This is a genomic window from Parasphingomonas puruogangriensis (assembly GCF_036663635.1).
Classification (GTDB): domain Bacteria; phylum Pseudomonadota; class Alphaproteobacteria; order Sphingomonadales; family Sphingomonadaceae; genus Sphingomonas.
This window is the reverse complement of record NZ_JAXOJI010000003.1, coordinates 199,924-223,551: the sequence shown is the minus strand read 5'-3', so window position 1 is coordinate 223,551 and position 23,628 is coordinate 199,924. Positions and strand designations below refer to the sequence as shown.

General features: G+C 65.4%; 26 protein-coding genes. 10 read left to right on the top strand and 16 right to left on the bottom strand.

Features of this window, described 5'->3' with window-relative positions; translation table 11 throughout:
* Positions 1 to 53 precede the first annotated feature (53 nt).
* From paoC to U1739_RS09730, 5 genes are all read right to left on the bottom strand, one after another.
* Positions 54 to 2,264: an aldehyde oxidoreductase molybdenum-binding subunit PaoC gene (paoC, locus tag U1739_RS09750; protein WP_332707256.1), complete on the bottom strand. Its 2,211-nt coding sequence runs from the start codon at positions 2,262 to 2,264 to the stop codon at positions 54 to 56.
* A gap of 4 nt (positions 2,265 to 2,268) precedes the next feature.
* Complete coding sequence (locus tag U1739_RS09745) at positions 2,269 to 3,219, bottom strand: FAD binding domain-containing protein (RefSeq protein ID WP_332707253.1); 951 nt, start codon at positions 3,217 to 3,219, stop codon at positions 2,269 to 2,271.
* On the bottom strand, positions 3,216 to 3,848 hold the full coding sequence (paoA, locus tag U1739_RS09740; RefSeq protein ID WP_332707250.1) for an aldehyde dehydrogenase iron-sulfur subunit PaoA: 633 nt from the start codon (positions 3,846 to 3,848) through the stop codon (positions 3,216 to 3,218). The genes U1739_RS09745 and paoA overlap by 4 nt, the downstream gene beginning before the upstream one ends.
* 169 nt (positions 3,849 to 4,017) lie before the next feature.
* The gene (locus U1739_RS09735) at positions 4,018 to 4,407 is read right to left on the bottom strand and encodes a (R)-mandelonitrile lyase (protein ID WP_332707247.1); all 390 of its coding nucleotides are present in this window, start codon (positions 4,405 to 4,407) and stop codon (positions 4,018 to 4,020) included.
* 110 nt (positions 4,408 to 4,517) lie between these two features.
* The gene (locus U1739_RS09730) at positions 4,518 to 6,806 is read right to left on the bottom strand and encodes an FdhF/YdeP family oxidoreductase (protein WP_332707954.1); all 2,289 of its coding nucleotides are present in this window, start codon (positions 6,804 to 6,806) and stop codon (positions 4,518 to 4,520) included.
* A gap of 106 nt (positions 6,807 to 6,912) precedes the next feature.
* Between U1739_RS09730 and U1739_RS09725 the strand changes: the two genes are divergently transcribed.
* The 3 genes from U1739_RS09725 (at position 6,913) to mobA (ending at position 9,533) form a co-directional block, all read left to right on the top strand.
* Positions 6,913 to 7,995: a catalase family protein gene (locus tag U1739_RS09725; protein ID WP_332707244.1), complete on the top strand. Its 1,083-nt coding sequence runs from the start codon at positions 6,913 to 6,915 to the stop codon at positions 7,993 to 7,995.
* A 26-nt stretch (positions 7,996 to 8,021) separates the two neighbouring features.
* Positions 8,022 to 8,801: a formate dehydrogenase accessory sulfurtransferase FdhD gene (gene fdhD, locus U1739_RS09720; protein ID WP_332707241.1), complete on the top strand. Its 780-nt coding sequence runs from the start codon at positions 8,022 to 8,024 to the stop codon at positions 8,799 to 8,801.
* Positions 8,802 to 8,987: 186 nt separating this feature from the next.
* Positions 8,988 to 9,533, top strand: a complete 546-nt coding sequence (gene mobA / locus U1739_RS09715; RefSeq protein WP_332707238.1) for a molybdenum cofactor guanylyltransferase — start codon at positions 8,988 to 8,990, stop codon at positions 9,531 to 9,533.
* On the opposite strand, the gene U1739_RS09710 is transcribed toward mobA, so the two are convergent.
* A complete protein-coding gene (locus U1739_RS09710; RefSeq protein WP_332707235.1) occupies positions 9,484 to 10,110 on the bottom strand; it encodes an alpha-ketoglutarate-dependent dioxygenase AlkB in 627 nt (208 codons plus the stop codon). The genes mobA and U1739_RS09710 overlap by 50 nt on opposite strands.
* Before the next feature lie 62 nt (positions 10,111 to 10,172).
* Between U1739_RS09710 and U1739_RS09705 the strand changes: the two genes are divergently transcribed.
* The 5 genes from U1739_RS09705 (at position 10,173) to U1739_RS09685 (ending at position 14,090) form a co-directional block, all read left to right on the top strand.
* The gene (locus U1739_RS09705) at positions 10,173 to 10,730 is read left to right on the top strand and encodes a hypothetical protein (RefSeq protein ID WP_332707232.1); all 558 of its coding nucleotides are present in this window, start codon (positions 10,173 to 10,175) and stop codon (positions 10,728 to 10,730) included.
* A 157-nt stretch (positions 10,731 to 10,887) separates the two neighbouring features.
* A complete protein-coding gene (locus tag U1739_RS09700) occupies positions 10,888 to 11,472 on the top strand; it encodes an SRPBCC family protein (RefSeq protein ID WP_332707229.1) in 585 nt (194 codons plus the stop codon).
* Positions 11,472 to 12,653 carry a zinc-dependent alcohol dehydrogenase gene (locus tag U1739_RS09695; protein ID WP_332707226.1) on the top strand — a complete coding sequence of 394 codons (1,182 nt, stop codon included), beginning with the start codon at positions 11,472 to 11,474 and terminating at the stop codon, positions 12,651 to 12,653. Before U1739_RS09700 ends, U1739_RS09695 begins: the two co-directional genes overlap by 1 nt.
* A 128-nt stretch (positions 12,654 to 12,781) precedes the next feature.
* Entirely contained in the window at positions 12,782 to 13,540 is a 759-nt protein-coding gene (locus tag U1739_RS09690) for an SDR family NAD(P)-dependent oxidoreductase (protein WP_332707223.1), read from the top strand.
* 40 nt (positions 13,541 to 13,580) lie between these two features.
* Positions 13,581 to 14,090: a YciE/YciF ferroxidase family protein gene (locus U1739_RS09685; protein WP_332707220.1), complete on the top strand. Its 510-nt coding sequence runs from the start codon at positions 13,581 to 13,583 to the stop codon at positions 14,088 to 14,090.
* A gap of 95 nt (positions 14,091 to 14,185) precedes the next feature.
* Here the strand turns inward: U1739_RS09685 and U1739_RS09680 are convergent, their stop codons facing one another.
* The 8 genes from U1739_RS09680 to U1739_RS09645 all read right to left on the bottom strand — a co-directional run bounded on the left by U1739_RS09680 (position 14,186) and on the right by U1739_RS09645 (position 19,357).
* On the bottom strand, positions 14,186 to 15,190 hold the full coding sequence (locus tag U1739_RS09680) for an SDR family NAD(P)-dependent oxidoreductase (protein WP_332707217.1): 1,005 nt from the start codon (positions 15,188 to 15,190) through the stop codon (positions 14,186 to 14,188).
* Between the two features lie 2 nt (positions 15,191 to 15,192).
* Positions 15,193 to 16,482, bottom strand: a complete 1,290-nt coding sequence (locus U1739_RS09675; RefSeq protein ID WP_332707214.1) for a nucleotide sugar dehydrogenase — start codon at positions 16,480 to 16,482, stop codon at positions 15,193 to 15,195.
* A gap of 193 nt (positions 16,483 to 16,675) precedes the next feature.
* Positions 16,676 to 17,326: a DUF6891 domain-containing protein gene (locus U1739_RS09670; protein WP_332707211.1), complete on the bottom strand. Its 651-nt coding sequence runs from the start codon at positions 17,324 to 17,326 to the stop codon at positions 16,676 to 16,678.
* A 17-nt stretch (positions 17,327 to 17,343) separates the two neighbouring features.
* Positions 17,344 to 17,793 (bottom strand): pyridoxamine 5'-phosphate oxidase family protein, encoded by a 450-nt coding sequence (locus U1739_RS09665; protein WP_332707208.1) that lies wholly within the window; start codon positions 17,791 to 17,793, stop codon positions 17,344 to 17,346.
* 51 nt (positions 17,794 to 17,844) lie between these two features.
* Complete coding sequence (locus U1739_RS09660) at positions 17,845 to 18,255, bottom strand: DUF1810 domain-containing protein (RefSeq protein ID WP_332707205.1); 411 nt, start codon at positions 18,253 to 18,255, stop codon at positions 17,845 to 17,847.
* Entirely contained in the window at positions 18,252 to 18,926 is a 675-nt protein-coding gene (gene ung, locus U1739_RS09655) for a uracil-DNA glycosylase (RefSeq protein ID WP_332707202.1), read from the bottom strand. The genes U1739_RS09660 and ung overlap by 4 nt, the downstream gene beginning before the upstream one ends.
* Entirely contained in the window at positions 18,927 to 19,232 is a 306-nt protein-coding gene (locus U1739_RS09650; RefSeq protein WP_332707199.1) for an alkylphosphonate utilization protein, read from the bottom strand.
* Positions 19,232 to 19,357, bottom strand: coding sequence for a hypothetical protein (locus tag U1739_RS09645; protein ID WP_332707196.1), 126 nt, complete (start codon positions 19,355 to 19,357; stop codon positions 19,232 to 19,234). Before U1739_RS09645 ends, U1739_RS09650 begins: the two co-directional genes overlap by 1 nt.
* 119 nt (positions 19,358 to 19,476) lie before the next feature.
* Here U1739_RS09645 and U1739_RS09640 point away from each other — a divergent pair, with 119 nt between their 5' ends.
* Positions 19,477 to 20,097 carry a YbhB/YbcL family Raf kinase inhibitor-like protein gene (locus tag U1739_RS09640; RefSeq protein WP_332707193.1) on the top strand — a complete coding sequence of 207 codons (621 nt, stop codon included), beginning with the start codon at positions 19,477 to 19,479 and terminating at the stop codon, positions 20,095 to 20,097.
* A 429-nt stretch (positions 20,098 to 20,526) separates the two neighbouring features.
* On the opposite strand, the gene U1739_RS09635 is transcribed toward U1739_RS09640, so the two are convergent.
* Positions 20,527 to 21,561, bottom strand: a complete 1,035-nt coding sequence (locus U1739_RS09635) for a GGDEF domain-containing protein (RefSeq protein WP_332707190.1) — start codon at positions 21,559 to 21,561, stop codon at positions 20,527 to 20,529.
* 135 nt (positions 21,562 to 21,696) lie between these two features.
* On the bottom strand, positions 21,697 to 22,779 hold the full coding sequence (locus tag U1739_RS09630) for a phospholipase A (protein ID WP_332707187.1): 1,083 nt from the start codon (positions 22,777 to 22,779) through the stop codon (positions 21,697 to 21,699).
* 49 nt (positions 22,780 to 22,828) lie between these two features.
* Between U1739_RS09630 and hisN the strand changes: the two genes are divergently transcribed.
* Entirely contained in the window at positions 22,829 to 23,611 is a 783-nt protein-coding gene (gene hisN, locus U1739_RS09625; protein WP_332707184.1) for a histidinol-phosphatase, read from the top strand.
* The last annotated feature ends 17 nt before the right edge of the window (positions 23,612 to 23,628 follow it).

Sequence of the window (23,628 nt, the reverse complement as noted above, 5' to 3'; positions counted from 1 at the left end):
GAAGAAGAAGCTGGGCCCCGGGTCGAGCCCGGGGTGACGCATGCTATGAGCGGTCAGGCCATCTCGGGCAGCTTGTCGAGATGCTTGTCGAGCGTGATCGGATAATCGCGCACGCGCACCCCCGTCGCATTGTAGATCGCATTGGCGATCGCCGCGCCGACGCCGCACAGGCCGAGCTCGCCCACGCCCTTGGCCTTCATCGGCGAGGAGATCGGATCGACCTCGTCGAGGAAGATCACCTCCTGGTGCGGGATATCGGCATGGACCGGCACTTCGTAGCTCGCCAGATCGTGATTGACGAAGAAGCCGAAGCGCTTGTCGACCGCCAACTCCTCCATCAGCGCCGCGCCCGCGCCCATCGTCATCGCGCCGATCACCTGGCTGCGCGCCGATTTGGGATTGAGGATCCGCCCCGCCGCGCACACCGCGAGCATGCGGCGGATGCGCGTCTCGCCGGTATAAGCGTTGACGCCGACCTCGACGAAGTGCGCGGCGAAGGTCGCTTGCTGATACTTCTTGTCGAGATCGCCATATTCGATCGCATCCTCGGCGACGAGCTCGCCGTCCTTGGCCGCGTCGCCCAATTTGGCGCTGCGATTGCCCGACTGCACCCTGCCGTCGGCAAAGGTGACGTCGGCAGAATTGAAACCGAGCTTCTGCGCCACCGCTTCACGCAATTTCACGCAAGCGGCATAGACGCCGGAGGTGGCGTTGTTGGCGCCCCATTGCCCACCCGAGCCAGCCGCTGCCGGCATATCCGAATCGCCGAGCGTCACCTTCACCCGGTCGAGCTCGATGCCCATCATCTCGGCTGCGGTCTGCGCAATGATAGTGTAGCTGCCGGTGCCGATATCGGTCATGTCGGTTTCGACCGTGACCACGCCCTTGGCATCGAGCCGCACGCGCGCGGCCGACTTGGTCAGGATGTTGCCGCGATAGCCCGCCGCCACGCCGGTGCCGATCAGCCAGGCACCATCGCGCACGGACGCCGGCTTGGCGACGCGCTTGTCCCAGCCGAACTTGTCTGCGCCCATGCGCAGGCACTCGATCAGCTGGCGTTGCGAGAATTTGCGCTGCGGCTTTTCGGGATCGACCTGCGTATCGTTGATCACGCGGAATTCGACCGGATCGAGCCCAAGCTTCTCGGCCATCTCGTCCATGGCGATTTCCAGCGCCATCAGGCCGGGCGCCTCGCCCGGCGCACGCATCGCATTGCCCTCGGGCAGATCGAGCACGGCGAGCCGCTGCTGGGTCATGCGGTGCGCGCCGGCATAGAAGATCTTGGTCTGCGCCGCCGCGGTTTCCAGCCCGCCGCCGGGCAGATCGCCCGACCAGCTCTGATGCCCGATCGCGGTGATCTTGCCCTTCTTGTCGGTGCCGATGCGGATGCGCTGGATCGTCGCCGGACGGTGCGTGGTGTTGTTGATCATCAGCGGGCGCTGCAGCGCGACCTTGACCGGGCGGCCTGCCGCCTTGGCGCCCAGTGCCGCGAGGATCGCATCCGAGCGCACGAACAATTTGCCGCCGAACCCGCCCCCGACATAGGGCGAATCGAGCCGGACCTGCTCGGGCTTCAGGCCGAGCGTCTTGGCGACGTCGCCCTTGCTCCACGCGATCATCTGGTTCGACGTCCACAAGGTCAGTTTGTCGCCGCTCCACGAGGCGATCGAGGCGTGCGGCTCCATCATCGCATGGCTGTGATCCGGCGTCGTGTAGGTCGCGTCGAGCTTGATCGGCGCGGCGGCATAGCCGCCGGCGAAATCGCCATAGCTCGAATCCGCTTCACCGCCGAAGCCCCCAGCGGCGGGCTTGGTGGCGCCATCCTTGGCGGCGGCGAGATCGAACTTGCCCTTGGCGCGCGCATAATCGACCCGTACCAGTTGCGCGGCGGCGCGGGCCTGTTCGAACGTCTCGGCGACGACCAGGGCGACCGCCTGGTGATAATGCTCGATCTCCGGCCCGCCGAGCAATTTGGCGGTGTTGAAATTGCCCTTGGCGAGCTTGCCGGCATTCTCCGCCGTGACGATGGCGATGACGCCTGGCGCCGCCTTGGCTTCGGCGAGATCGATGGCGTTGATCCGGCCCTTGGCGATCGCCGAGCCGACGATATAGCCGTACGCCTGGTTGGCGACGACATCGTGCCGTTCATAGGCATAAGGCGCGGTGCCGGTGGTCTTGAACTTGCCGTCGATACGGTCGTGCGGCTTGCCGATGACCTTCAATTGATCGATCGGGTTCTGGCCGGCGGGGGTGTCGAACTTCATGGGGTTACCCCTTCGCTTCGGCGAGCACCGCGCCGAGCGTACGCTCGACCAGGGTCACCTTGAATGCATTATCGTCGGTCGGGCGCGCGTCGGCGAGCAATTTGGCGGTGACCGCCTTGGCGCCGCGCGGCAGCTCCGCCTCGGCCGCTTCGACGCGCCACGGCTTCGGCGCGATGCCGCCGATGGCGACGCGACCGGTGCCATCAGGCTGCACCACGGCCGCGACCGAGACCAGAGCGAAGGCGTAAGACGCGCGGTCACGGACCTTGTGATACAGATGGGTGCCGCCGAGCGGCTTGGGCAGCGACACCGCGGTGATCAGCTCGCCACGCTGCAGCACCGTATCGATGTGCGGCGTGGCGCCGGGCAGGCGGTGGAAATCGGCGATCGGGATGGTCCGCGCGACGCCCTCGGGATTGATCGTCTGGACGGTCGCATCGAGCAGGCGCAGCGCCACCGCCATGTCGCCGGGATAGGTGGCGATACACGCATCGCTGGTACCGATCACGGCGAGCTGGCGGCTATAGCCGCCGATCGCCGAACAGCCGGTGCCGGGCTGGCGCTTGTTGCACGGCTGGTTGGTGTCGTAGAAATAGGGGCAGCGCGTGCGTTGCAGCAGATTGCCGGCGGTGGTCGCCTTGTTGCGCAGCTGGCCGCTGGCGCCGGCGACGATCGCGCGGCTGAGCACGCCATAATCGCGGCGCACGCGGGTGTCCGAGGCGAGATTGGTGTTGGTGACCAAAGCGCCGACGCGCAGGCCGCCGTCCGGCAGGTCCTCGATCTTGTCGAGCTTCAGCGCGTTGACGTCGATCAGATGCGCCGGCACCTCGATCTGCAACTTCATCAGATCGAGCAGGTTGGTGCCGCCGGCGATGAACTTCGCGTTCGGCGTGCGCACTGCGGCGGACGCCGCCTCGGCGGGCGTTTTGACGCGCTGATAGGTGAACGGCTTCATGCGACTTTCTCCGCGACGTCGGTCATCGCTTCGAGGATGTTCGAATAGGCGCCACAGCGGCAGATATTGCCGCTCATCCGCTCGCGCATCTCGTCATTCGAGGCGGTCGGGCGGGCAGTGATATCGGCAGTGACATGGCTCGGTATGCCGGCCTTGATCTCGCCGAGCACGGCGACCGCGGAACAGATCTGGCCCGGCGTGCAATAGCCGCATTGATAGCCGTCATGTTTGATGAAGGCAGCCTGCATTGGATGCAGGTTATCGGGCTGGCCCAGGCCCTCGATCGTGGTGATCTTGTCGCCCTCGTGCATCACCGCGAGGCTGAGGCAGGAATTGATCCGGATGCCGTCGACCAGCACGGTGCAAGCGCCGCACTGGCCATGATCACAGCCTTTCTTGGTGCCGGTGAGCTGCAGGTTCTCGCGCAGCGCATCGAGCAAGGTGGTGCGCGTATCGACCTGCAGCGTGCGCCGCTTGCCGTTGACCTCGAAGGCGAGCTTGGCAGTGCTCGGTTGCGCGGGCTTGCCGCCCGGCGCCGCGCCGGCCGGCACGGCGGTCACCGCGACCGATGCGGCGCCAGCACCCAATAGGCCGCGACGGGACATTTCGAATTCTCCGCTATCGCTCATGGCAATATCGTTCCTTGATGACGGGCCGTGGACGGCCGAATTTTGCTAGGTTTAATACAGGACAACGTCGTGTGCGAGTGAATGTGCCTATTGCGATTGACTATCATCGCACTGTATTCGTTGGGATATTGCGCTCCCGACCCGCTGAGCTTGCGCGCGGCCTGACGGGCTAGGCGTTATAGTCCGCGTCACTGACCTGCTCCAGCCATTCGACCGCCTTGCCGTCCTGCATTTCGGCAATGGCGATATGGCTCATCGCGCAGTCGGGCGCCGCGCCGTGCCAATGCTTTTCGCCTGGCGCGAACCAGATCACGTCGCCGGGGCGGATCTCTTCGATCCTGCCGCCGTCACGCTGGACGCGACCCAGGCCGGAGACGACAAGCAAGGTCTGGCCGCGCGGGTGGGTGTGCCATGCGGTGCGCGCGCCAGGCTCGAAGGTTACCGTCGCACCGCTCAAAGTGCCGCTGCCGCTGAACGGCGCGTCGATCCGGACCGTGCCAGTGAAATAGTCTGCCGAGCCGTTGGCGGAGGGGGCGTAGCCGGTGCGTTTGATGTCCATCGTCGGTCTCCGTTCGCTTGCCTGCGCCACCCCAGCGAAAGCCGGGGTCTTATCGGGCGGTGCCGTGCGCTCCCCCTTGATACCCCAGCTTTCGCTGGGGTGACGCAATACTAGGCGACGATCTTGACCGGCACCGATTTCGCCGCCGGCACGTGACTTTCTTCGGCGAAATGCTCGACCGGCATGAGCACGTTGCACTCGGGATAATAAGCGCCGAGGCAGCCGCGCGGGATGCTGTAGGGCGTGACGATCAGGCCGTCGCGCCGCCGGACGATGCCATCCCCGGCGTCGCTTTCCAGCGCAACGATCTGATTTTCCTTCAAGCCCGCGGCGGCGATGTCCGCTTCGTGCATGAACAGCACGTCGCGCGTGCCCTTCACGCCGCGAAAGCGATCGTGATAGCCGTAGATGGTGGTGTTGAACTGATCGTTCGAGCGCAATGTCATCAGGCGGAAGCGGCCGGCGGCGTCGGCGAAGCCGGTGGCGGACAGGCCGGTGGGGGTGAGGAACTCGGCCTTGCCGCTTTCCGTCTGCCAGATCCGTTCGCTCGCCTTGTTGCCCTTCCAGAAGCCGCCTGGCTGGAACAGCCGCGCATTATAATCGGGGAAGACGAGCGGATAGGTTTGCTCGATCGCATCGCGGATCGTGGAATAATCCGCCACCCAGGCATCCCAATCGACGTTCGGGTTGGGCGGCACGATCTGCTTGGCCAGCGCGCCGACGATCGCCGGTTCGGATAGCAGATGCTCGCTGGCCGGCGTGGCCTTGCCGCGCGAGGCATGGATACAGCTGGTCGAATCCTCGACCGTGACGACCTGCGGGCCGCTGGCCTGCACGTCGGTTTCGATCCGGCCGAGGCACGGCAGCAGATAGGTGACCGTGCCGGGGAACAGGTGGTTGCGGTTGAGCTTGGTGGCGATCTGCACGGAGAGATCGAGCTTGGTCCAGGCGGCTTCCATCGGCCCCGTCTCGGGCACGGCACGGAGGAAATTGCCGCCAAGCGCGACGAACGCCTTGACCGAGCCATCGATCACGCCGCGGCAGCTCTCGACCGTATCGAGGCCCTTTTCGCGCGGCGCGCTGAAGCCATACTGCGCTTCGAGCTTCTCCACGGGCACGAGTTCGGTCTTCTCGGTAATGCCGACGGTACGCTGGCCCTGTACGTTGCTGTGGCCGCGCACCGGGGTGGGGCCGGCGCCGGGCTTGCCGATATTGCCGCGCAACAGGAGCAAATTGACGACCATGCGGACGTTTTCGACGCCCTTCACATGCTGCGTCAGGCCCATGCCGTAGATCGCCATCACTGCCTTGGCCTTGGCATAGATGCGCGCGGATTGTTCCAGTTCGGCCTTGGCCAAGCCAGCCTCATGCACGATCGCGTTCCAATCCGCCGCCCGCACTGCGGCGACGAAATCCTCGAAGCCGTGGGTGTGCGCCTCGATGAACGCGGTATCAAGCACGGCGGGCTTACCGGCGAGGATCGCCGCGTCGTGCCATTCGACCAGGAATTTGGCGATGCCCATCATCGCCGCGATATCGCCGCCGGCCTTCACCTGGTGATATTGCGTGGAGATCTGCGTCTCGCCGAGCGTGGCCATCTCGATCGGGTTCTGCGGATCGGTAAAGCGTTCGAGCCCGCGCTCTTTCAGCGGGTTGAAGGTGATAATCTCGACGCCGCGTTTGCGCGCACTGCGCAGATCGTGGAGCATGCGCGGCGCGTTCGAGCCGACATTCTGGCCGAAGAACAGGATCGCGTCGCAATGCTCGAAATCCTCGAGCCGCGTCGTGCCGACGGGGACGCCGATCGCCGCCTTGAGGCCGACCGAGGTGGATTCGTGGCACATGTTGGAGCTGTCGGGCAGGTTCTGGTTGCCGTACATGCGCGCCATCAGCCCGTACATGTACGACGCCTCCAGGCTGGTGCGGCCGGAGGAATAGAAGACGACGGACTTGGGATCGAGCGGGCGTAAGGTAGCGCCGATCTCGGCGAACGCCTCGTCCCACGCGCAGGCGACATATTTGTCGGTTGCCGCGTCGTAGCGCAACGGGTGGGTCAGCCGGCCATGCTGTTCGAGATCGTAATCCTTCCAGCTGCGCAGCTCGGTCAGCGTGTGCTGCGCGAAAAATTCCGGGGTGGTGCGATAGGTGGTTAATTCCCAGGCCGTGGCCTTGGCCCCTTCCTCGCAGAATTCCGCCGGGTGGTGATCGGCCGGCTTGGGCCAGGCGCAGCTAACGCACTGGAAACCGTCGGGCTTGTTCTGCCGCGCCAATTCCTTGAGCGCTTCGGGCGGGATACGTTCGCGCGGGAAGATTTCGGCCAGCGAGCGGACCGAACCCCAGCCCCCCGCCGGGCCCATGAACGGCGTGATCTCGGGCTTGTCGGAATGCTGCTTGGCCATGATCTTCCTACGCGACATCGGGTTCGTGCGCGTTGAACCCTGCGCTTGGCGGAACGGCACGGCAACCAATTGGTTCATCACCAAATTCCAATGTGAGGAATTTGCTATGTCGTCTCCCGTGCGCTTCTCCCCGTCCGTCGAACATGCCGAGCCGGACGAGGCCGAGACGATCCGGGGGCTGGAGGATCAGTTCAAGATCATCCTCGACACGACATCGGCGGATTACGGCCATGCCGTGCGATCGGTGCACGCCAAGGGCCACGGCATCGCGCGCGCCACGCTGACCATTGCGGAGGGCTTGCCGCCCGAGCTGGCGCAGGGATTGTTCGCGCAGGCCGGGACGTATGACGCGGTATTGCGACTGTCGACCAATGCCGGCGATATCCTCGACGACGCGATCTCGCTGCCGCGCGGGGCCGCGCTGAAGATCATGGGCGTGCCGGGCGAGCGCTTGCCGGGCACTGCCGGCAGCACGCAGGATTTCGTGATGGTCAACGGGCCGACCTTCGCCGCGCCCAATCCCAAGGCGTTTCTGGGCAATCTCAAACTGCTCGCCAAGACCACCGACAAAGCGGAGGGCGCGAAGAAGCTGTTGTCCTCCGTGCTGCGCGCCGCCGAAGCAACGCTGGAAGCCGTTGGTGGGCAATCCGCGCTGCTGACCACGCTCGGCGGCGCCAAGCCGGTGCATCCGCTCGGCGCCACCTATTACGCACAGACGCCGTTCCGCTATGGCTATTATATCGCGAAATTCGCGTTGAAGCCCGTCTCCGGCATCAAGGAATTCGCCGACGAGACGGTCAACGCCAGCGGCCGCCCGGACGCGATCCGAGAGGCGGTCAACGAGCTGCTGATCGAACAGGGCGGCGTGTGGGAGTTGCAAGTCCAGCTCTGCACCGATCTCGAGACGATGCCGATCGAGGACCCCAGCGTGTTGTGGGATGAAAAGGAAAGCCCGTTCCGCACCGTGGCGACTCTGACCGCCGAACCGCAAGCCGCGTGGCAAAATGGCGCGAGCGAAAAGACCGAGGACGCGCTGTCATTCTCCCCATGGCACGGACTGGCGGCGCACCAGCCCCTCGGCGGCGTGAACCGGGCGCGGAAAGAGCCGTATGAATTTTCCGCCGGCTATCGCGCGAAGTTCAATGGCTGCCCAATTCATGAGCCGGGTGCGGTGAGCGAGTTGGCGTAGGCGGCGGATGCTGTAGAACGGCAGGGATGATTTCCCTGCCGTTTCCCTTTGCGCGCGTGACGCCTGATGGCGCGGCGGTCGCGCTGGATCGCGAGATTGCGGTGGAGCGCCCGATCGCGATCGAGTTCAACGGCATTGGCTATGCCGTAATGATGGCGACGCCGGCCGATTTGCGCGATTTCGTCACCGGCTTTGCCTTGAGCGAACGGCTGGCGGAGAGCGCGACGTCGATCCTCGATGTCGACGTACATGCGGCAGCCACTGGCGAGGTGGTGCGCGTGACGCTGGCAGCGGCGTGCAGCGATCGGCTGCTGGAGCGGGTGCGGCACCGCGTGTCGGAATCGTCGTGCGGGCTGTGCGGGATCGAGAATCTGCAACAGGCGCTGCGCCCCCTGCCCCGCATATCGTCGGTAAGCGCGGCAGATGACGCGGCGGTGTTTCGCGCGCTGGCCGGCTTGCGGGCGCACCAGCCGCTCAACCGCGCGACCGGCGCAGTGCATGCCGCGGCTTTGTGTTCGGCCCAAGGCGAGGTGCTGATCGTGCGTGAGGATGTCGGGCGGCATAATGCGTTCGACAAATTGATCGGCGCGATGGCGCGGGACGGGCGCGGCTGGGATGGCGGCTTTGCCTTGCTGTCGTCGCGCTGCTCGTACGAACTGGTCGAGAAAGCGGCGCTGGCGGATTGCCCGTTGCTGGTGACGATCTCCGCCGCGACCGACCTGGCGATCGCGCGGGCGCGGGAGGCAGGCGTGCGGCTGATCATGCTGGCGCGGGCGGATGCGATGCTAAAGGTGGCGGGCGAATGATGCAGATGCATGCCGCTCTTGCTTTGCGCTTCCCCGGCGAAGGCCGGGGCCCAGTTGCGAAGGTTTTGGTAACTGGGCGGTGCGCTCGATGAACTTCTGTTTCGCGACTGGGCCCCGGCCTTCGCCGGGGAAGGATAGAATAGAAGTCACGGTCGATCGCCGACCGGGCCCGTCCGGGCGCGATCGATGACGCTGCTCGGCGCGATCTTGGCCGGCGGCGAGGCGCGACGTTTTGGTAGCGATAAGGCTTTGGCGGTACTGGAAGGGCGCACGTTGATCGACCATGCTGCGATTATATTGCGCAGCAAATGCGACGATGTCGTGGTGTGCGGCCGGCAGGCAGCGCCTGACGATCTAACTACGATCGCCGATCTGCCCGCGGCCAGACTTGGCCCTTTGGGCGGGCTATGCGGCGCGCTGCACTATGCGAAAGCCAATAACTATGGCGCGGTCCTCACCATTGGCTGCGACACGCCGGCGATGCCGCTGGCGTTGCTCGACGCGCTCATCGCCATGAGCAGCGCCTGCTATGTGCGGCAGATGCCGATCGTCGGCTGGTGGCCGGTGGCGCTGGCCGCGCCGCTGGCGCAGCATCTCGCCGGCTACAGCGATCGATCCGTCCGCGGCTGGGGCGCGCTGATCGGTGCGGCCGCGATCGACGCCGCGGGCGATATCCCCAACATCAACCGGCCGGACGATCTGGCCCGGCTAGCCGCCGCTCGAACGCCTTGAGCCCCTTGTCCGACAGCGTGCGGAAAGTGATCGACCAGCGCGGCACGTCCATCGCGGCGATGCTGTGCTCCCAAGCGTGCCGCACCGCGCCGCTCAGCCGGTAGATCGAGCGGCGCGGCAACGGCAGATGCGCGCGCTCGAACCCGTCGGGCGTGCGGCGGCGCAGGCGCAACGTCGCGGCATTGGCGAGCGAGATGCCGATGACATGGTCGAACACCGGGCGATCGCGGTGCCAGCCGATCCCCGCGCCGGGATCGTAGCGCGTGACCATGGCCTGGACGAGATCGTCCTCGGGCACATCGGCAAAGGCAGCGGCGCGGGCGCGTAACGGCAGCAGATAGTCGGGGATCGCTTCGGTCGGGCCGAAGCTGGCATCCTCGAAATCGTAGCGCCAACCGAACGAGGCGGTCTCGCGCTTGCCGAGCCAGCCCTGGAACTTGAACGGCGTGACCGCGACGGTAGCGAACTGCGCTAGCAGCGCGCTTTCCTCGCTTTCGCTCAGCACGTCATCGGCACAGCTGAGCCCAGCCGGCAGCGCCGGAGCACCGGCAAACATATCGAACTGAGCGGCGGTCATGCGCTGGATATGGGGCGGGTCGGCGCCGGAACAACGCGCGGCGGCCAAGGATTGTAAGCGCCATGCCGACCCTGAAAGTGTATCGCACGCCAATCGGCTTCCACGACGCCTATGTCGCCGCGCCGAGCAAGAAAGCGGCGCTGCGCGCCTGGGGTAGCGCCAAGGACCTGTTCGCGCGGGGGGCGGCCGAGCTGGTCACCGATCCGGCCTTGATGGCAGCGCCGCTGGCCGAACCCGGCGTGGTGATCAAACGATCGCGCGGCACGGCGGCGGAGCAGATCGCCGCGCTGCCCCCGGACCCGCCGCGCCGGGCGGTGGCGGCGGAGGTTGAGGAAGCGCCGGCCAGGCGCAAGGCAAAGGCCGCGCCGAAACCCGCGCCTAAGCCTAAACCCAAGCCGCGACCGGATCGAAGCGCGCTGGACGATGCCGATGCGGCGATCGGCGCGACCGCCAAGCGACACGATAAGGCGCGACAGGAGATCGATGCGCGTATCGCCGCATTGCAGACCGAGCGAGAGGCGCTGGTGCGGGAGCAGCGCGAGGAGCAATCGGCGCTGGAAAACGAGCGCGATCAACTGGCCGATACGTATGATGCGGCGATGCGGGAGTGGCGCGGCTAGCTTGCTGCTTAGCCGTTCCCCGGCCTCCGCCGGGGAACAGAGCGGCACTAATCGATCGCACACTTCTCGGAACTCTTTGGTTTCGCGCGTGAAACAACCCGGAACTTAAGACGCCGCCATTTGCTTGAGCGGCCGACCAGCAAGACCGGAGGATCCCATGGCCAACGAATTTGCTACCAGCGACGACGCACCGCTCACGGCGTCGAAGGACAAGCATGCCGCCGAGCAGGCCGGCCAGACCCTGATCGAACCGACCGGCGACAGTCTCGTCGGTCGCGCCGTGACGATCAACCGCCCCGTCGCCGAGCTCTATGCCTATTGGCGCGACTTTTCGAACCTCGCATCGTTCATGGAAAACGTCGTTTCGATCGAGACGCTCGATGCCAAGCGCTCGCATTGGGTGGTCAAGGCGCCGGCAGGCAAGACCGTCGAATGGAACGCAGTCGTGACGGAAGAAGCCGAGAACAGCTTCATCGCCTGGGCGTCGGAAGAAGGTGCCGATGTGCCCAATAGCGGGCGGATCGATTTCCGCGATGCCGGTGCGCGTGGCACCGTCGTCACCGCGACGATCATGTACGATCCGCCGATGGGGGTGGTCGGCAAGGTCATCGCCAAGCTGTTCCAGCGCGAACCGGCGATCCAGGCGCGACGCGATTTGCGGCGCTTCAAGCAGCTGATGGAAACGGGTGAAATCGCCACCGCGGCGTTCACCCACGAACAACTCGACGAGGAGCGTAACTGATGCGCGCATTGGCATGGCACGGCAAGCACGACGTCCGCATGGATACGGTGCCCGATCCTCAAATCATCAACCCGCGCGATTGCATCATCAAGGTCACCTCGACCGCGATCTGCGGCTCCGATCTCCATCTCTACGATCACTATATCCCGACGATGCAGGCCGGCGACATTCTCGGCCATGAATTCATGGGCGAAGTGGTCGAGGTGGGCGCCAAATCGACGCTCAAAAAGGGCCAGCGCGTCGTCGTACCGTTCACCATCGCGTGCGGCAGCTGCTATCATTGCGGCAAGCACCAATATTCGGCCTGCGACAACGGCCTGCCCGCCGACAACCAGGATATCGCGCAGACCATCTACGGCCAGCCGATGTCGGGCCTGTTCGGCTATAGCCACATGACCGGCGGCTATGCCGGCGGCCAGGCCGAATATGTCCGCGTGCCGTTCAGCGATGTCGGCCCGATCGTCATTCCCGACGGCGTCGAGGACGACAAGGTGCTGTTCCTGTCGGACATCCTGCCGACCGGCTGGCAGGCGGCGGAATATGCCCAGATCGAACCCGGCGATACCGTCGCCGTCTGGGGTTGCGGGCCGGTCGGGCTGTTCGCGGTGCAATCGGCCTTCCTGATGGGCGCCGAGCGCGTGATTGCCATCGACCACTTCCCCAAGCGGCTCGAACTGGCGCGCAAGTTCGGCGCGGAGACGATCAATTTCGAGGAAAGCGCGGTCTATGAGGCGCTGATGGAAATGACCGGCGGGATCGGCCCGGATGCGGTGATCGATGCGGTCGGGCTCGAAGCGCACGGCCTTTTCGTCGATAACGTGATCGACCAGATCAAGGCCTCGACGTTCCTTGGCACGGACCGGATCCATTCGATCCGGCAGGCGATCATCGCCTGCCGCAAGGGCGGCCGCGTGTCGATGCCCGCCGTTTATGGTGGGTTCGTCGACAAGTTCCCCTTGGGCGCGTTCATGGAAAAGGGGCTGACGCTCAAGACCGGGCAGACGCATGTGCAGCACTACATGCCGGCGCTGCTCAACGCGATCATGGAAGATAAGATCGATACCACCTTCCTGATCTCGCACCGCATGGACCTGGAGGATGCGCCCAAGGCCTATGACATGTTCAAGAACGACCAGAACAATGTGACCAAGGTCGTGCTGAAACCTGGTCTCGGGCGCTGACGCAAACCTCCCCTCCCTGAAAGGGAGGGGCCCGGGGGCGGTTGCTCTAGTTGAGCGTTGTGACCACCCCATACCAATTTACCCCCTACCCCTCCCTTCCAGGGAGGGGAGCCAAGAAGGATCTTCCCATGGCCAAATTCGCCATCATCACCGGCGCATCCGCCGGCATCGGCGCGGAACTCGCCAAGCTCGCCGCCGCCGACGGCTATGAGCTGCTGCTCGCCGCCGACACGCCGTTTACCGACACCGTTGCCAATGCCGAGACGCTAGATGTCGACCTGTCGACCTTCGAGGGTGTAGATCGCTTGCTGGAAGCCGCCGGCGGCCGCCAGATCGATCTGCTCTGCGCCAATGCCGGGCATGGCCTGGGTCGCGCCTTCCTCGAGCAGGATCCGGCCGCGTGGAAGCATGTCGTCGACACCAATATCGTCGGTACCGCCTATCTGCTGCAGAAAGTGCTGCCCACGATGGTGTCGCGCAACGACGGCAAGGTGCTCGTCACCGGATCGATCGCCGGCTATATCCCGGGCGCGTTCCAGGCAGTCTATAATGGCTCCAAGGCGTTCGTCGACAGCTTCGTCGCGGCGCTGCAGAACGAGATCAAGGATGCGGACGGGGTCACGCTGACCAATCTGATGCCCGGGCCGACAGACACCGACTTCTTCGAGCGCGGCGACATGATGGATACCGATGTCGGCACCGATCCGAACAAGGAAGATCCTGCCGACACCGCCAAGAATGGCTGGGAGGCGTTGATGTCGGGCAAGGCGAGCGTCGTTTCGGGGCTCAAGAACAAGATCCAATCGGCCGTGGCGAACGTCACGCCCAACGCGATCCTGGCCGAGCAGCATCGCAAGATGGCCGAACCTGGCACCGCCGACGACTGACAGCCACCTTTCTCGTCCAATTTCAGCAAGGAGAATGATCATGGGTTTGTTCAGCAAAGACATCGCCACCCTCGACGACCTGTTCCTGCATACCGTGCAGGACATCTATTATGCCGAGCATCAGATCATGAAGGCATTGCCCAAGATGATCGACAAGGCGACGTCGCCGGCGCTCAAGAAGGGCTTCGAGACGCATCTCAAGGAAACCGAAGGCCAGATCGCGCGGCTCGAGCGCGTGTTCGCGTCGCTCGACCAGAAGGCCAAGGCCGTGACCTGCCCGGCGATCGACGGGATCATCAAGGAAACCAACGAGATTGCCGGCGAGGTTTCCGACAAGGCGGTGCTCGACGCGGCGTTGATCGCGGCGGCCCAGGCGGTCGAGCATTACGAGATCACGCGCTACGGCACGCTGATCGCCTGGGCCAAGGAGCTCGGTCATAGCGAAGCGGCCGGACTGTTCGCCGAGACGCTGGCCGAGGAAAAGGCCACCGACGAGAAGCTGACCGTGATGGCCGAGAGCAAGGCCAATGCCAAGGCCGCGGCAGCCTAACGGCTGAACAACGGCGTTATCGCCAAAGCAAAACGGCACGATGGGCGACCATCGTGCCGTTTTCATATCCGCGCTGCCGGTGACCGGCGCCGCCGTCAGATCTTGTGGTAATCGCGATACCAATTGACGAAGCGCGGCACGCCGACGTCGATCGTGGTTTTGGGCTCGAAACCGAGATCGGTCTGGATCGCGGCGATATCGGCATAGGTCGCCGGCACGTCGCCATCCTGCAGCGGCTCATACTGCTTGATCGCCTCGCGCCCGCAGGCCTGCTCGATCAGTTCGATCATATGGCCCAGCTCTTCGCTGCGATGGTTGCCGATATTGTACACCGCATGCGGCGAGACGCTGCCGCCGGCCTTGGTGGCATTGTTGTCGGTCGGCGCATTGTCGAGACAGGCGACCACGCCGGTGACGATGTCATCGATATAGGTGAAGTCGCGCTGCATGTTGCCGTTGTTGAACACCTTGATCGGCGTGCCCGCGAAGATCGCCTTGGTGAACAGCCACATCGCCATGTCCGGCCGGCCCCATGGGCCATAGACGGTGAAGAAGCGCAAACCTGTCAGCGGCAGGCGATAGAGATGGGAGTACGTCTCGCTCATCAGCTCATCGGCCTTCTTGGTCGCGGCGTAGAGCGAGAGCGGATGATCGACGCGGTCGTCGACGCTGAACGGCATCTGCTTGTTGCCGCCATAGACCGACGACGACGAGGCATAGACCATGTGCGCGGTGCCGCGGTGGCGCGCGATTTCGAGCATGTTGAGATGCCCGACCAGATTGGCTTGCACATAAGCGCGCGGGTTATCGATCGAATAGCGCACGCCGGCCTGCGCGCCGAGATGGACGATGCGGTCGAACTTGACGCCGGCCAAGGCCGCTTCGAGCGCGGCATGATCGCTGAAATCGACCTGGATGAAAGTGAAGTCGGCGCCGCCCAGGCGCTCCAGTTCCGCGAGGCGATCGCGCTTCAGCTGGACCGAATAATAATCGTTGAGGCTGTCGATGCCGACGACCTTGTCGCCGCGTTCGAACAGGCGGCGCGACACGCTCGACCCGATAAAGCCGGCGACGCCGGTGACGAGGATAGTTTGAGCCATGATTACAGAGTCCAGATGCGCAGGCCGCTATCGGCCAGACGGGGAGCGACGGAATTGCCGAGATCGGCGAACAGGCCGCCCTCGGCGAGCAAGGCGGTGATACGCGCGGCGTCGAACGCGCGATAGTCGGCATGCGGCACGGCGAGCACCACCACGTCGTAGGTTTCGCCGGCCGGCAGGTCCTCGACCAACGTGATGTCATATTCGTGCAGCGCTTCCGCCGCATCGGCCAGCGGATCGGTGACGCTGACGGCATAGCCGAGCGTCTCCAACGCGGCGATCATGTCGACCACTTTCGAATTGCGCAGATCGGGCACGTCTTCCTTGAAGGTCAGGCCCAGCACCAGCGCCGTGCCGCGCGTGCCGCCCTGCGCGCCGACATTGGCCTGATCGATCTGCCCGGCGACCCAGCTGGCCATGCCGTCATTGGTGCCGCGCCCGGCCAGGATGACCTGCGGGTCGCAGCCCAATTGCTGCGCACGGAAGGCGAGATAATAGGGATCGACGCCGATACAGTGGCCGCCGACCAGGCCGGGGCGGAAGGGCAGGAAGTTCCATTTGGTGTTGGCGGCGGCGAGCACGTCCCACACCGACATGTCGAGCGGCGCGAAGATCGAGGCGATCTCGTTCATGAAGGCGATGTTGATGTCGCGCTGGGCGTTTTCGATTACCTTGGCCGCCTCGGCAACCTTGATCGAGGCGGCACGGAACACGCCGCCGGTGGTGACCGGCGAATAGAGCGCGGCGACGCGCTCCAGGGCTTCGGGCGTCTGGCCCGACACGACCTTCATGATCTTGTCGACGGTATGTTCGCGGTCGCCCGGATTGATCCGCTCGGGCGAATAGCCGAGGAAGAAATCGACCCCCGAGACGAGTCCGCTGATCCGTTCGATCTCCGGCCCGCAAATCTCTTCGGTCACGCCGGGATAGACCGTGCTTTCGTACACGATCAGCGGCTTGTTGGCGCCGTCGAGCAAACCGGCGACGGTGCGCGTGGCGGCCATCACGATCGACAGATCGGGCTGGTTGTTGGCATCCACCGGCGTCGGCACGGTGACGACATAGACCGCGCAACCGCGGGCGTCCTCGGGCGTCGCGGTCAGCGTGATGCCGCACGCCGCGAGGCGATCGGCATCGATCTCGCCGGTGCGATCATAGCCCGATTTGAGTTCCTCGATCCGCTTGGTATCGACGTCGAGCCCGATCACGTCGGAGGAGCGCTGCAATGCAACGGCCAGGGGCAGGCCGACATAGCCCAGCCCCACAACGGCAACAGTCTGCCTATCGGTCATTCGCACTCCTCGAAGATTGGCCGCGTCGCCTGGTTCGCCGCGCGGGCCGGCAATAACGAGCCGCAACGATTAAGAATAGCGCAATTGCGGGCAGGGCACGGCGCACGCGCCCAAAGCCAGGGTCAACTGCGGCGCGGCGGGCGCGATTGTAAGAAAAAGATCGGCCGTCCGGATTACTGCGCGCAGCATCGCATCACGCCGTCTGGCGTCGCTTCCAATCGAGCGGCACGGCGATGCGCCGAGTGATACTGCCATCCCATTCGCTGTGCAGGCCGTGCGCGGAAAGTTGCGCGATAATCTCCCGGGCAACGTCCAAGGCCGCGGCCTCGCCCTCGGCACAAGCGCCGTAACCGAGATACAGGCCGTACCCTTCGGCCGCCGATTCGGTGTCTTGCATGTGATAATAGGCATAGCCGCGCGCGGGTCGACCGGCATCCCGCGCGTCATCGATCTCGGCCCAGATTTCGGTAGAGGCGCAATTGCCGCAACAGCTGAAATTCTGTCGGGCGATGACCCCGTCATCCTCCAGCGCGGCGAACGCCGCATCGAGCCGGTCGCAATCGGTGAGGACGGGCCATGACTGTTGCTGGGCGCGATGGCGCGCGAACGCCTGCCGGATCATGTCCGGCGCCTGCCGCTCGATCGCGGCAGCATCGGCTTCGTCGGAAAAGGCATCGATGGTCGCCTGAAGGATATCGTCCTGATCGGCAAAGCCGGTTGCGACCGCGCGGTCGATATGCGCGCGCATCTCCGCCGCAACATCTCCTTCGGTCGACATGGCCGGCGCAGGGGCGGCAGACGATAGCGGCTGGCCGACCAACCGCTGGAGCCATGATCGCAACATACCCCCGCTCCCCCCTGTTATGCGGCGACGCCGGGCTTCAGCACCAGTTCGCCCTCATCCTCGCCGTCCCAATAATGTGCGCGGACCCCTTCGACCTTCACCAGCACCAGGCCCGGCGTGTCGACGCCCTGCGGAAACCAGCGATCGAGTCCGCTGGTCCAATGGTCGGCAAAGGCGGTCTTGTCGCGCACCAACACCGCGCGGCCTTCGATCGCGATGAAGAATGGGCGCAAGCCGAGCAAGCCTGCGGTGCTTTGGAAGGAGAGTGAGACATTGGCATCGGCAGCGATATCACTCACCATGCGCGTATCGTCGGTGGTGAAATACCAGCTGTTCCCATCATAATCGACTTCGCGATTATTGCTCATCGGCCGCGCGCCGATTGCGCCATCCGCGGTATGCGTCGACAGCATGGTGAAATCGATGTCCTTCATCGCTTCGGCAATGTCGTTCAGGGTCTTGGGCATTGGTCTCTCCTCGATCGACAAGCAGAACGTGCCATGCGCGGCTTGGCTCCGTCAGTCGAGCAGCGCCAAGGTCGCCGCATCGCGCGCTCCAGCGTAAAAGGCATCGAGACACCGACCGAACCGCGCGTCGTCGCCCGCCACCTCGAACAGGGTGCAGGACGAGCGCAGCTTGACCGCATCGATCCCGCCGAGAATGGCTTCGGCCGAGCGCTTACCTGCCCAGCCAAGCATCGCATCGGTACAATCGCCCAGCCGCGTGGCCAGCAAGGGATGCGCCAGATACGCGCGCGCTTCATCGAGATCGCGGATCGCGTAAAAACGCGCGGTCGGGCTTTGCCCGAGGCCCGCACTCTGCGGGAAGATGAACCACATCCAATGGCTGCGTTTGCTGCCGGCGCGCAGCTCGGCCAGTGCGGTGGCATAGCTGTCGCGTTGGGCGTCGAGGAAGCGGTCCAGGCTCATCGCGCCGGCAACGCCCAGTCGATCGCGCCGCGGCCATGCGCTTCCAGAAACGTATTGGCCTGCGAGAAATGCCGCGAGCCGAAGAACTTGCCCTGCGCCAGCGGCGACGGGTGCGCCGCGGTGAGCACCAAATGTCGGCCGCCAGCCGCGATATCGTCGATCAAGATGGCTTTCTCCTTGGCTGGATTGCCCCACAGCATGAACACGCTCGGCGGCGCATGCGCGCTGACATGCGCGATCACGGCATCGGTAAAGCCCTCCCAGCCGCGCTTGCGGTGCGATCCCGCCTTGCCGGCTTCTACCGTCAGCACGGTGTTGAGTAGCAACACGCCCTGCTCGGCCCAATGGTCGAGAAAGCCGTGTGGCGCCGCGGGGATACCGAGGTCGCTGGCCAATTCCCGGTAGATGTTGCGCAGCGAGGCTGGCGTGCGCACGCCGGGCCGGACCGAAAAGGACAGGCCATGCGCCTGCCCCGCGCCATGATACGGATCCTGGCCGAGCAATACGACGCGAACGCGATCGGGCGGCGTCAGCGCGAGCGCGCGGAAGCGATCGGCGGCGTCGGGGAAGATCTGCTTGCCCGCCGCCGCTTCCGCCGCGAGGAACGTGTCGAGCGGCGTCAGATCGATGCCGCCCAGCGCCGTGCGCCAGCCTTGCGGGAGCTCCAGCACTCAGCGCTTCTTGACGAACTCGGCGCGCAACACGAGGCCCTTGATGCCCTCGAAGCGGCAATCGATCTCCTGCGCGTCGCCGGTCAGCCGGATCGACTTGATCAGCGTACCGCGCTTGAGCGTCTGCCCCGCGCCCTTCACGGTCAGATCCTTGATCAAGGTCACCTGATCGCCATCGGCCAGCACATTGCCGACCGAATCGCGCACCACCACACCGGACTCGCCCGGCGCCGCCGCCGCATCGGCCGCGCTGAGCCATTCCCCGCTTACCTCGTCATAGACGAAGCTGTCATCGGTATCCGGCATCAGCTCTTGATCGTGACCATGTCGACGGTCTTGTTTTTGGTCGAGCTGTTGGCCGCGATCGTCTTGACCTTCTCGGCTTTGGGCTTGCGGACTTCCTTGTTCGACTTTTTCTGGCTCTTCGCCATGGCCGTTTCCTCGCCGGGCGGCATGCCCGTGGGAAGAGTATAGGCACGATTTCGCCGTGTGGCGCGAGGATTCGGAACTTGCCGCGCGTTCGGCGCTTGGGAATGACAGGAGAATGCCCATGCTGGAACACGTCCCCCATTGGCTCGGCGCCGCGCTGCACGGCCTGCGCGCCGGCGCGGACAAATTGGCCATCGCGCAGGACGATCTGCAGGCGGCGGCGACGATCGATCTGTCGAGCCCGGCCTTCGGCCATCAGGGCCGCTTGCCGCCACGCTTCACCGCCGATGGCGACGGCGTGTCGCCGCCCTTGGTATGGGGGCCGGTGCCCACGGGCACGGCGTTGCTGGCGCTGTTGGTCGAAGATGCCGACGCCCCGGCGCTGTCGCCACTGGTGCATGCGATCGTGTGGGGCTTGCCCGCCGACGCCGGGCGCATCGCCGAGGGCGCGATCATGGCCGATGGCACGGGCGCGGCGGACAGCGGCGATGTCGGGCGCAATTCCTATTTCAGCGAAGGCTGGCTGCCGCCCGATCCACCGACCGGACATGGCGAACACGCTTATGCGTTCCAATTGTTCGCGCTGGATGCGGGCGTTGCCGATCCGGGCGCGACGCCGGGCCGTGCCGCCTTGGTGCAGGCGATGGCGGGGCATGTGGTGGGCGCCGGATTGCTAATCGGCACCTATTCGCGTGGCGAATTAAGCGAGGTCGGGTCGCTCGGCAGCGCGCTGCCGGCCTGAGCCGTCGGCCTCAGCCGATGGCGCTGGAGGCGAAGGCGGCGTGCTGGCCGATCAGGGCGAGGATGGTGATCGCGAAAGAGGCGATGCCAAGGGCAATGCTACGGTTCATGGTCGGAAACTCCTGGGTGTTGCCGATCAGGCGATCGGCAACACGGGAACGGCAGCGCTGATCATCAGCGTGGCGACGAACAGAGCGGCGACGGCGGAGAAAGCGGCGCGCTGGAGAGCTTCGAAACGAACGGTCATGGCGATATTCCCTGTGCTTGGCGGCGATCCGGACCATCCGTCCGCCGATGCCAGGACAATTGCAGGGACTGTGCCAAACTCCTAAGCCCCTGAGATGCTTGGATATGTTTAAATGCGTGGGTTCGCGATGGCAAACGGGGCGAATCCAGGTGGCAATTTTCGCTAACCTTTAGCGATGCTGGATCAGCCGATGCGCAATTGGTTCCGGCCAGCGTTCTTGGCGGTATAGAGCAGTGTGTCGGCGCGACCGAACGCCGCCGCCAGCGGTTCGCCCGGCGCGGCGCAGGTCAGCCCGGCGGAGAAGGTCACTTCGCCGAGCGGCTCGTCCGACCCGCGCACGCGATAGCGTTTCGCCGCCACCGCCTGGCGCGCGCCATCCAGCGTGCGCTGCGCCGCCGGACGATCGAGATCGGCGAACAGGATGGCGAATTCCTCGCCGCCATAACGCGCGACGAGATGCCCGCCACAGGCCTGCGACAGCGCCTCGGCAATCGCTTTCAACACGCGATCGCCCACGGCGTGTCCGAAGCGATCGTTGACCGTCTTGAAGCGATCGACATCGCACACCGCGATGCAAACGCGCTGCCCGTTCGCCACGGCTTGGGCGAAGGCCTCCTCGAATGCGCGGCGATTGGGCAGATCGGTCAGCGGATCGCGCCGCGCATTGTCGCGCGCTTCCTCCAATTTGGCGCGCAGCTCGTTGGCCTCGCGCGTCGCGGCGTCGAGCCGGGTTTCCGCCGTCCGCACGCGATCGATCATCGTGCCGGTCAGCCGGATGACGTCGTCGATCGCCAGCATATCCTCCTGCCGCATGGCATCGGCACTGGCGGCGAGATCGCGCCCGAAATCTTCCGCCTCGGCGCGCATCGCCTGGACCATGTCGGAAAATCCGTCGACCTGCATCTGCGTTTGCGCGACCAGCCCGTCACGCACGGTCGATGTCGCATCGGGCGCCGCGGTCGTGCCGGTCGGCGCGCCTTCATGCACCCGCCCGCCGAGCGCTTCGATATCACGCCGCGATAGTCGGATGCCGTCTGCCGACAGGCACTGCATGGTACGGGCGGCGACGCTGTCGGGCTGGGTCAGCACGCGATAGGCAAAGGCATAATGCGCCGGATCGGGGCTCAGGCGGTGATCGCGCAGGAACGCGCCGACCCGGTCGAACAGATCGCCCGCATCTGCGCTTTCCGCCGCCCGCCGTGCATTCGCCCCCGACATACCGCGCCTTCCGCTCCGCCCTTTCCTGCCCCGATATAGGAGCAACGCTCGACCGCTCTTCCAATGCGATGAGCGTTAGATCCGAACTGCTAACAAGCGGTGTTTATGTGGCGGAAAAGGTCCATTGCTGATCGATCAGCGCGTAAAGGCAATGCCCAGCCGCACATGGCGATCGCGGCGATCATACGTGCTCAGCGCCTCGCCATATCCGGTAAAACCTTGCGCGAGGAGATACACGCCGGGCAATCCGAGCCTGGTCAGGGGATAGGATAGGAACAGCTCGCCGGCGCCCTTGCCGGTGCCCGGATTGCCACGCAGCATGGCGGCGAGCTTTATGCCATCCTGTTTGCCCACCGAGGCGGTGAGCGCGGTATAGCCCCAATAGCGATCGAGATCGGGGGCGACGCCCTGCGGCCCAAGATAGAACCACGCCTGCGGCGTAACGTCCGCGCGCCACCCGCCGCCCAGGTCGAACGATTTGGTCGCCCGGGCGAAAATGCGGTTGGCGTCGATCGAGTGCAACGGCCCGGCGCCGTTCGAATCATGGCGGTATCCGCCGCCAACCAACAACGACTCGCTCAGCGGCACATCGACGAACACTTCCGGGCTATAGGTCGTCGGCACGATCGGCCCCGACGGCTGATCGATCGCCCACAACATGCTCTGCGTATAGGCCAGGGTCAGCCGGGGCCCGTCGTCGCGACCAAGCGCACGAAAGGCGAAGCTCAATTGCAGCTTGGCGCCGGCATCCTGCAGCCCGAACACTCCATAGGTCGGCTCGTGCGTGGTGAAGCGCCCGAGCAGGCCGCGCGATTCGCCGCGCGACGCGACGGTGACGCTTTCGGCGACGGCGGACGGCGCGACGGGCGCGTCTGCCGCCACGCGCTGCACGGCCAAGCGGTATTGCAACCGCACGAAACTGCCCGCGCGGACGATCGGCGCGCCATCGGGCGCCGCGACCAGCCGCAACGGCGTGCCGTCCTTGGCCACCGTGTCAAGTTCCGCTGGCCCGATCGCGGGCAGGTCGATCGCGCCTTCATTGATCAGGAACACCGCGACCCCCGCGCCCTGCGCCACGGCGGCGGACGCCGGCGGTTCGACCAGCGGGCGCAACTGCGCGGCGGCGGGCATGGCGGCGACCAGCGCGCCGGTGGCGAGAAGGAATAACATGCGCATCACCGCGTGATGCCAGCGCATCGTTACGGTTGCGCGTCGCACCGCGTGCCTTCGGGCTGGCATGCCGCGGCGCGGCTGGCTAGGCAGGGCCATGCGCATCACCGAAACCGACATCGCCTTCGCCGCCCGCCTGGCCGACGCCGCCGGCGCTGCGATCCGCCCCTATTTCCGGCAGCCTCACGGATTGGAAGCGAAGGAGGATTCGTCCCCCGTCACGCTGGCCGACCGCGCCGCCGAAGCAGCGATGCGGACGCTGATCGAACAGGCCTATCCGAACGATGCGATCATCGGCGAGGAATATGGCGTGAAAGACGGCACGTCCGGCCGCGCCTGGGTGCTCGATCCGATCGACGGCACGCGCGCGTTCATTTCCGGGCGGCCGACCTTCGGCACGCTCGTCGCGCTGATGGTCGAGGGCTGGGCGATGCTCGGCGTGATCGACCAGCCGATACTGCACGAGCGCTGGGTCGGCGCGGTGGGCAAGCCGACCACGTTCAACGGCCAGCCGGCGGCGACGCGGCGTTGCGCCGATCTGGGCAAGGCGTTGCTCGGCACGACCTCGCCCGCGGCATTCGACGACCGCCAATTGCATGCCTTCGAACATCTCGACGCGGCGACGATGAGCACCGTGCTGGGCGGCGACTGTTATAATTATGGCTGCGTGGCGAGCGGCTGGCTCGACGTGGTCGTCGAGGCGAACCTCAAAATCTACGATTTCGCCGCCCTGGTGCCGGTGGTCGAAGGCGCGGGCGGGCGGATGTGCGACTGGGCGGGCGATCCGCTGACCGCCGACAGCATCGGCGAAGTGATCGCGGCGGGCGATCCGGCGCGGATCGAGGAGATCATGGAAGCGCTCGACTGCCGGGGGCATTGAGGGCTCGACCTTCCGCC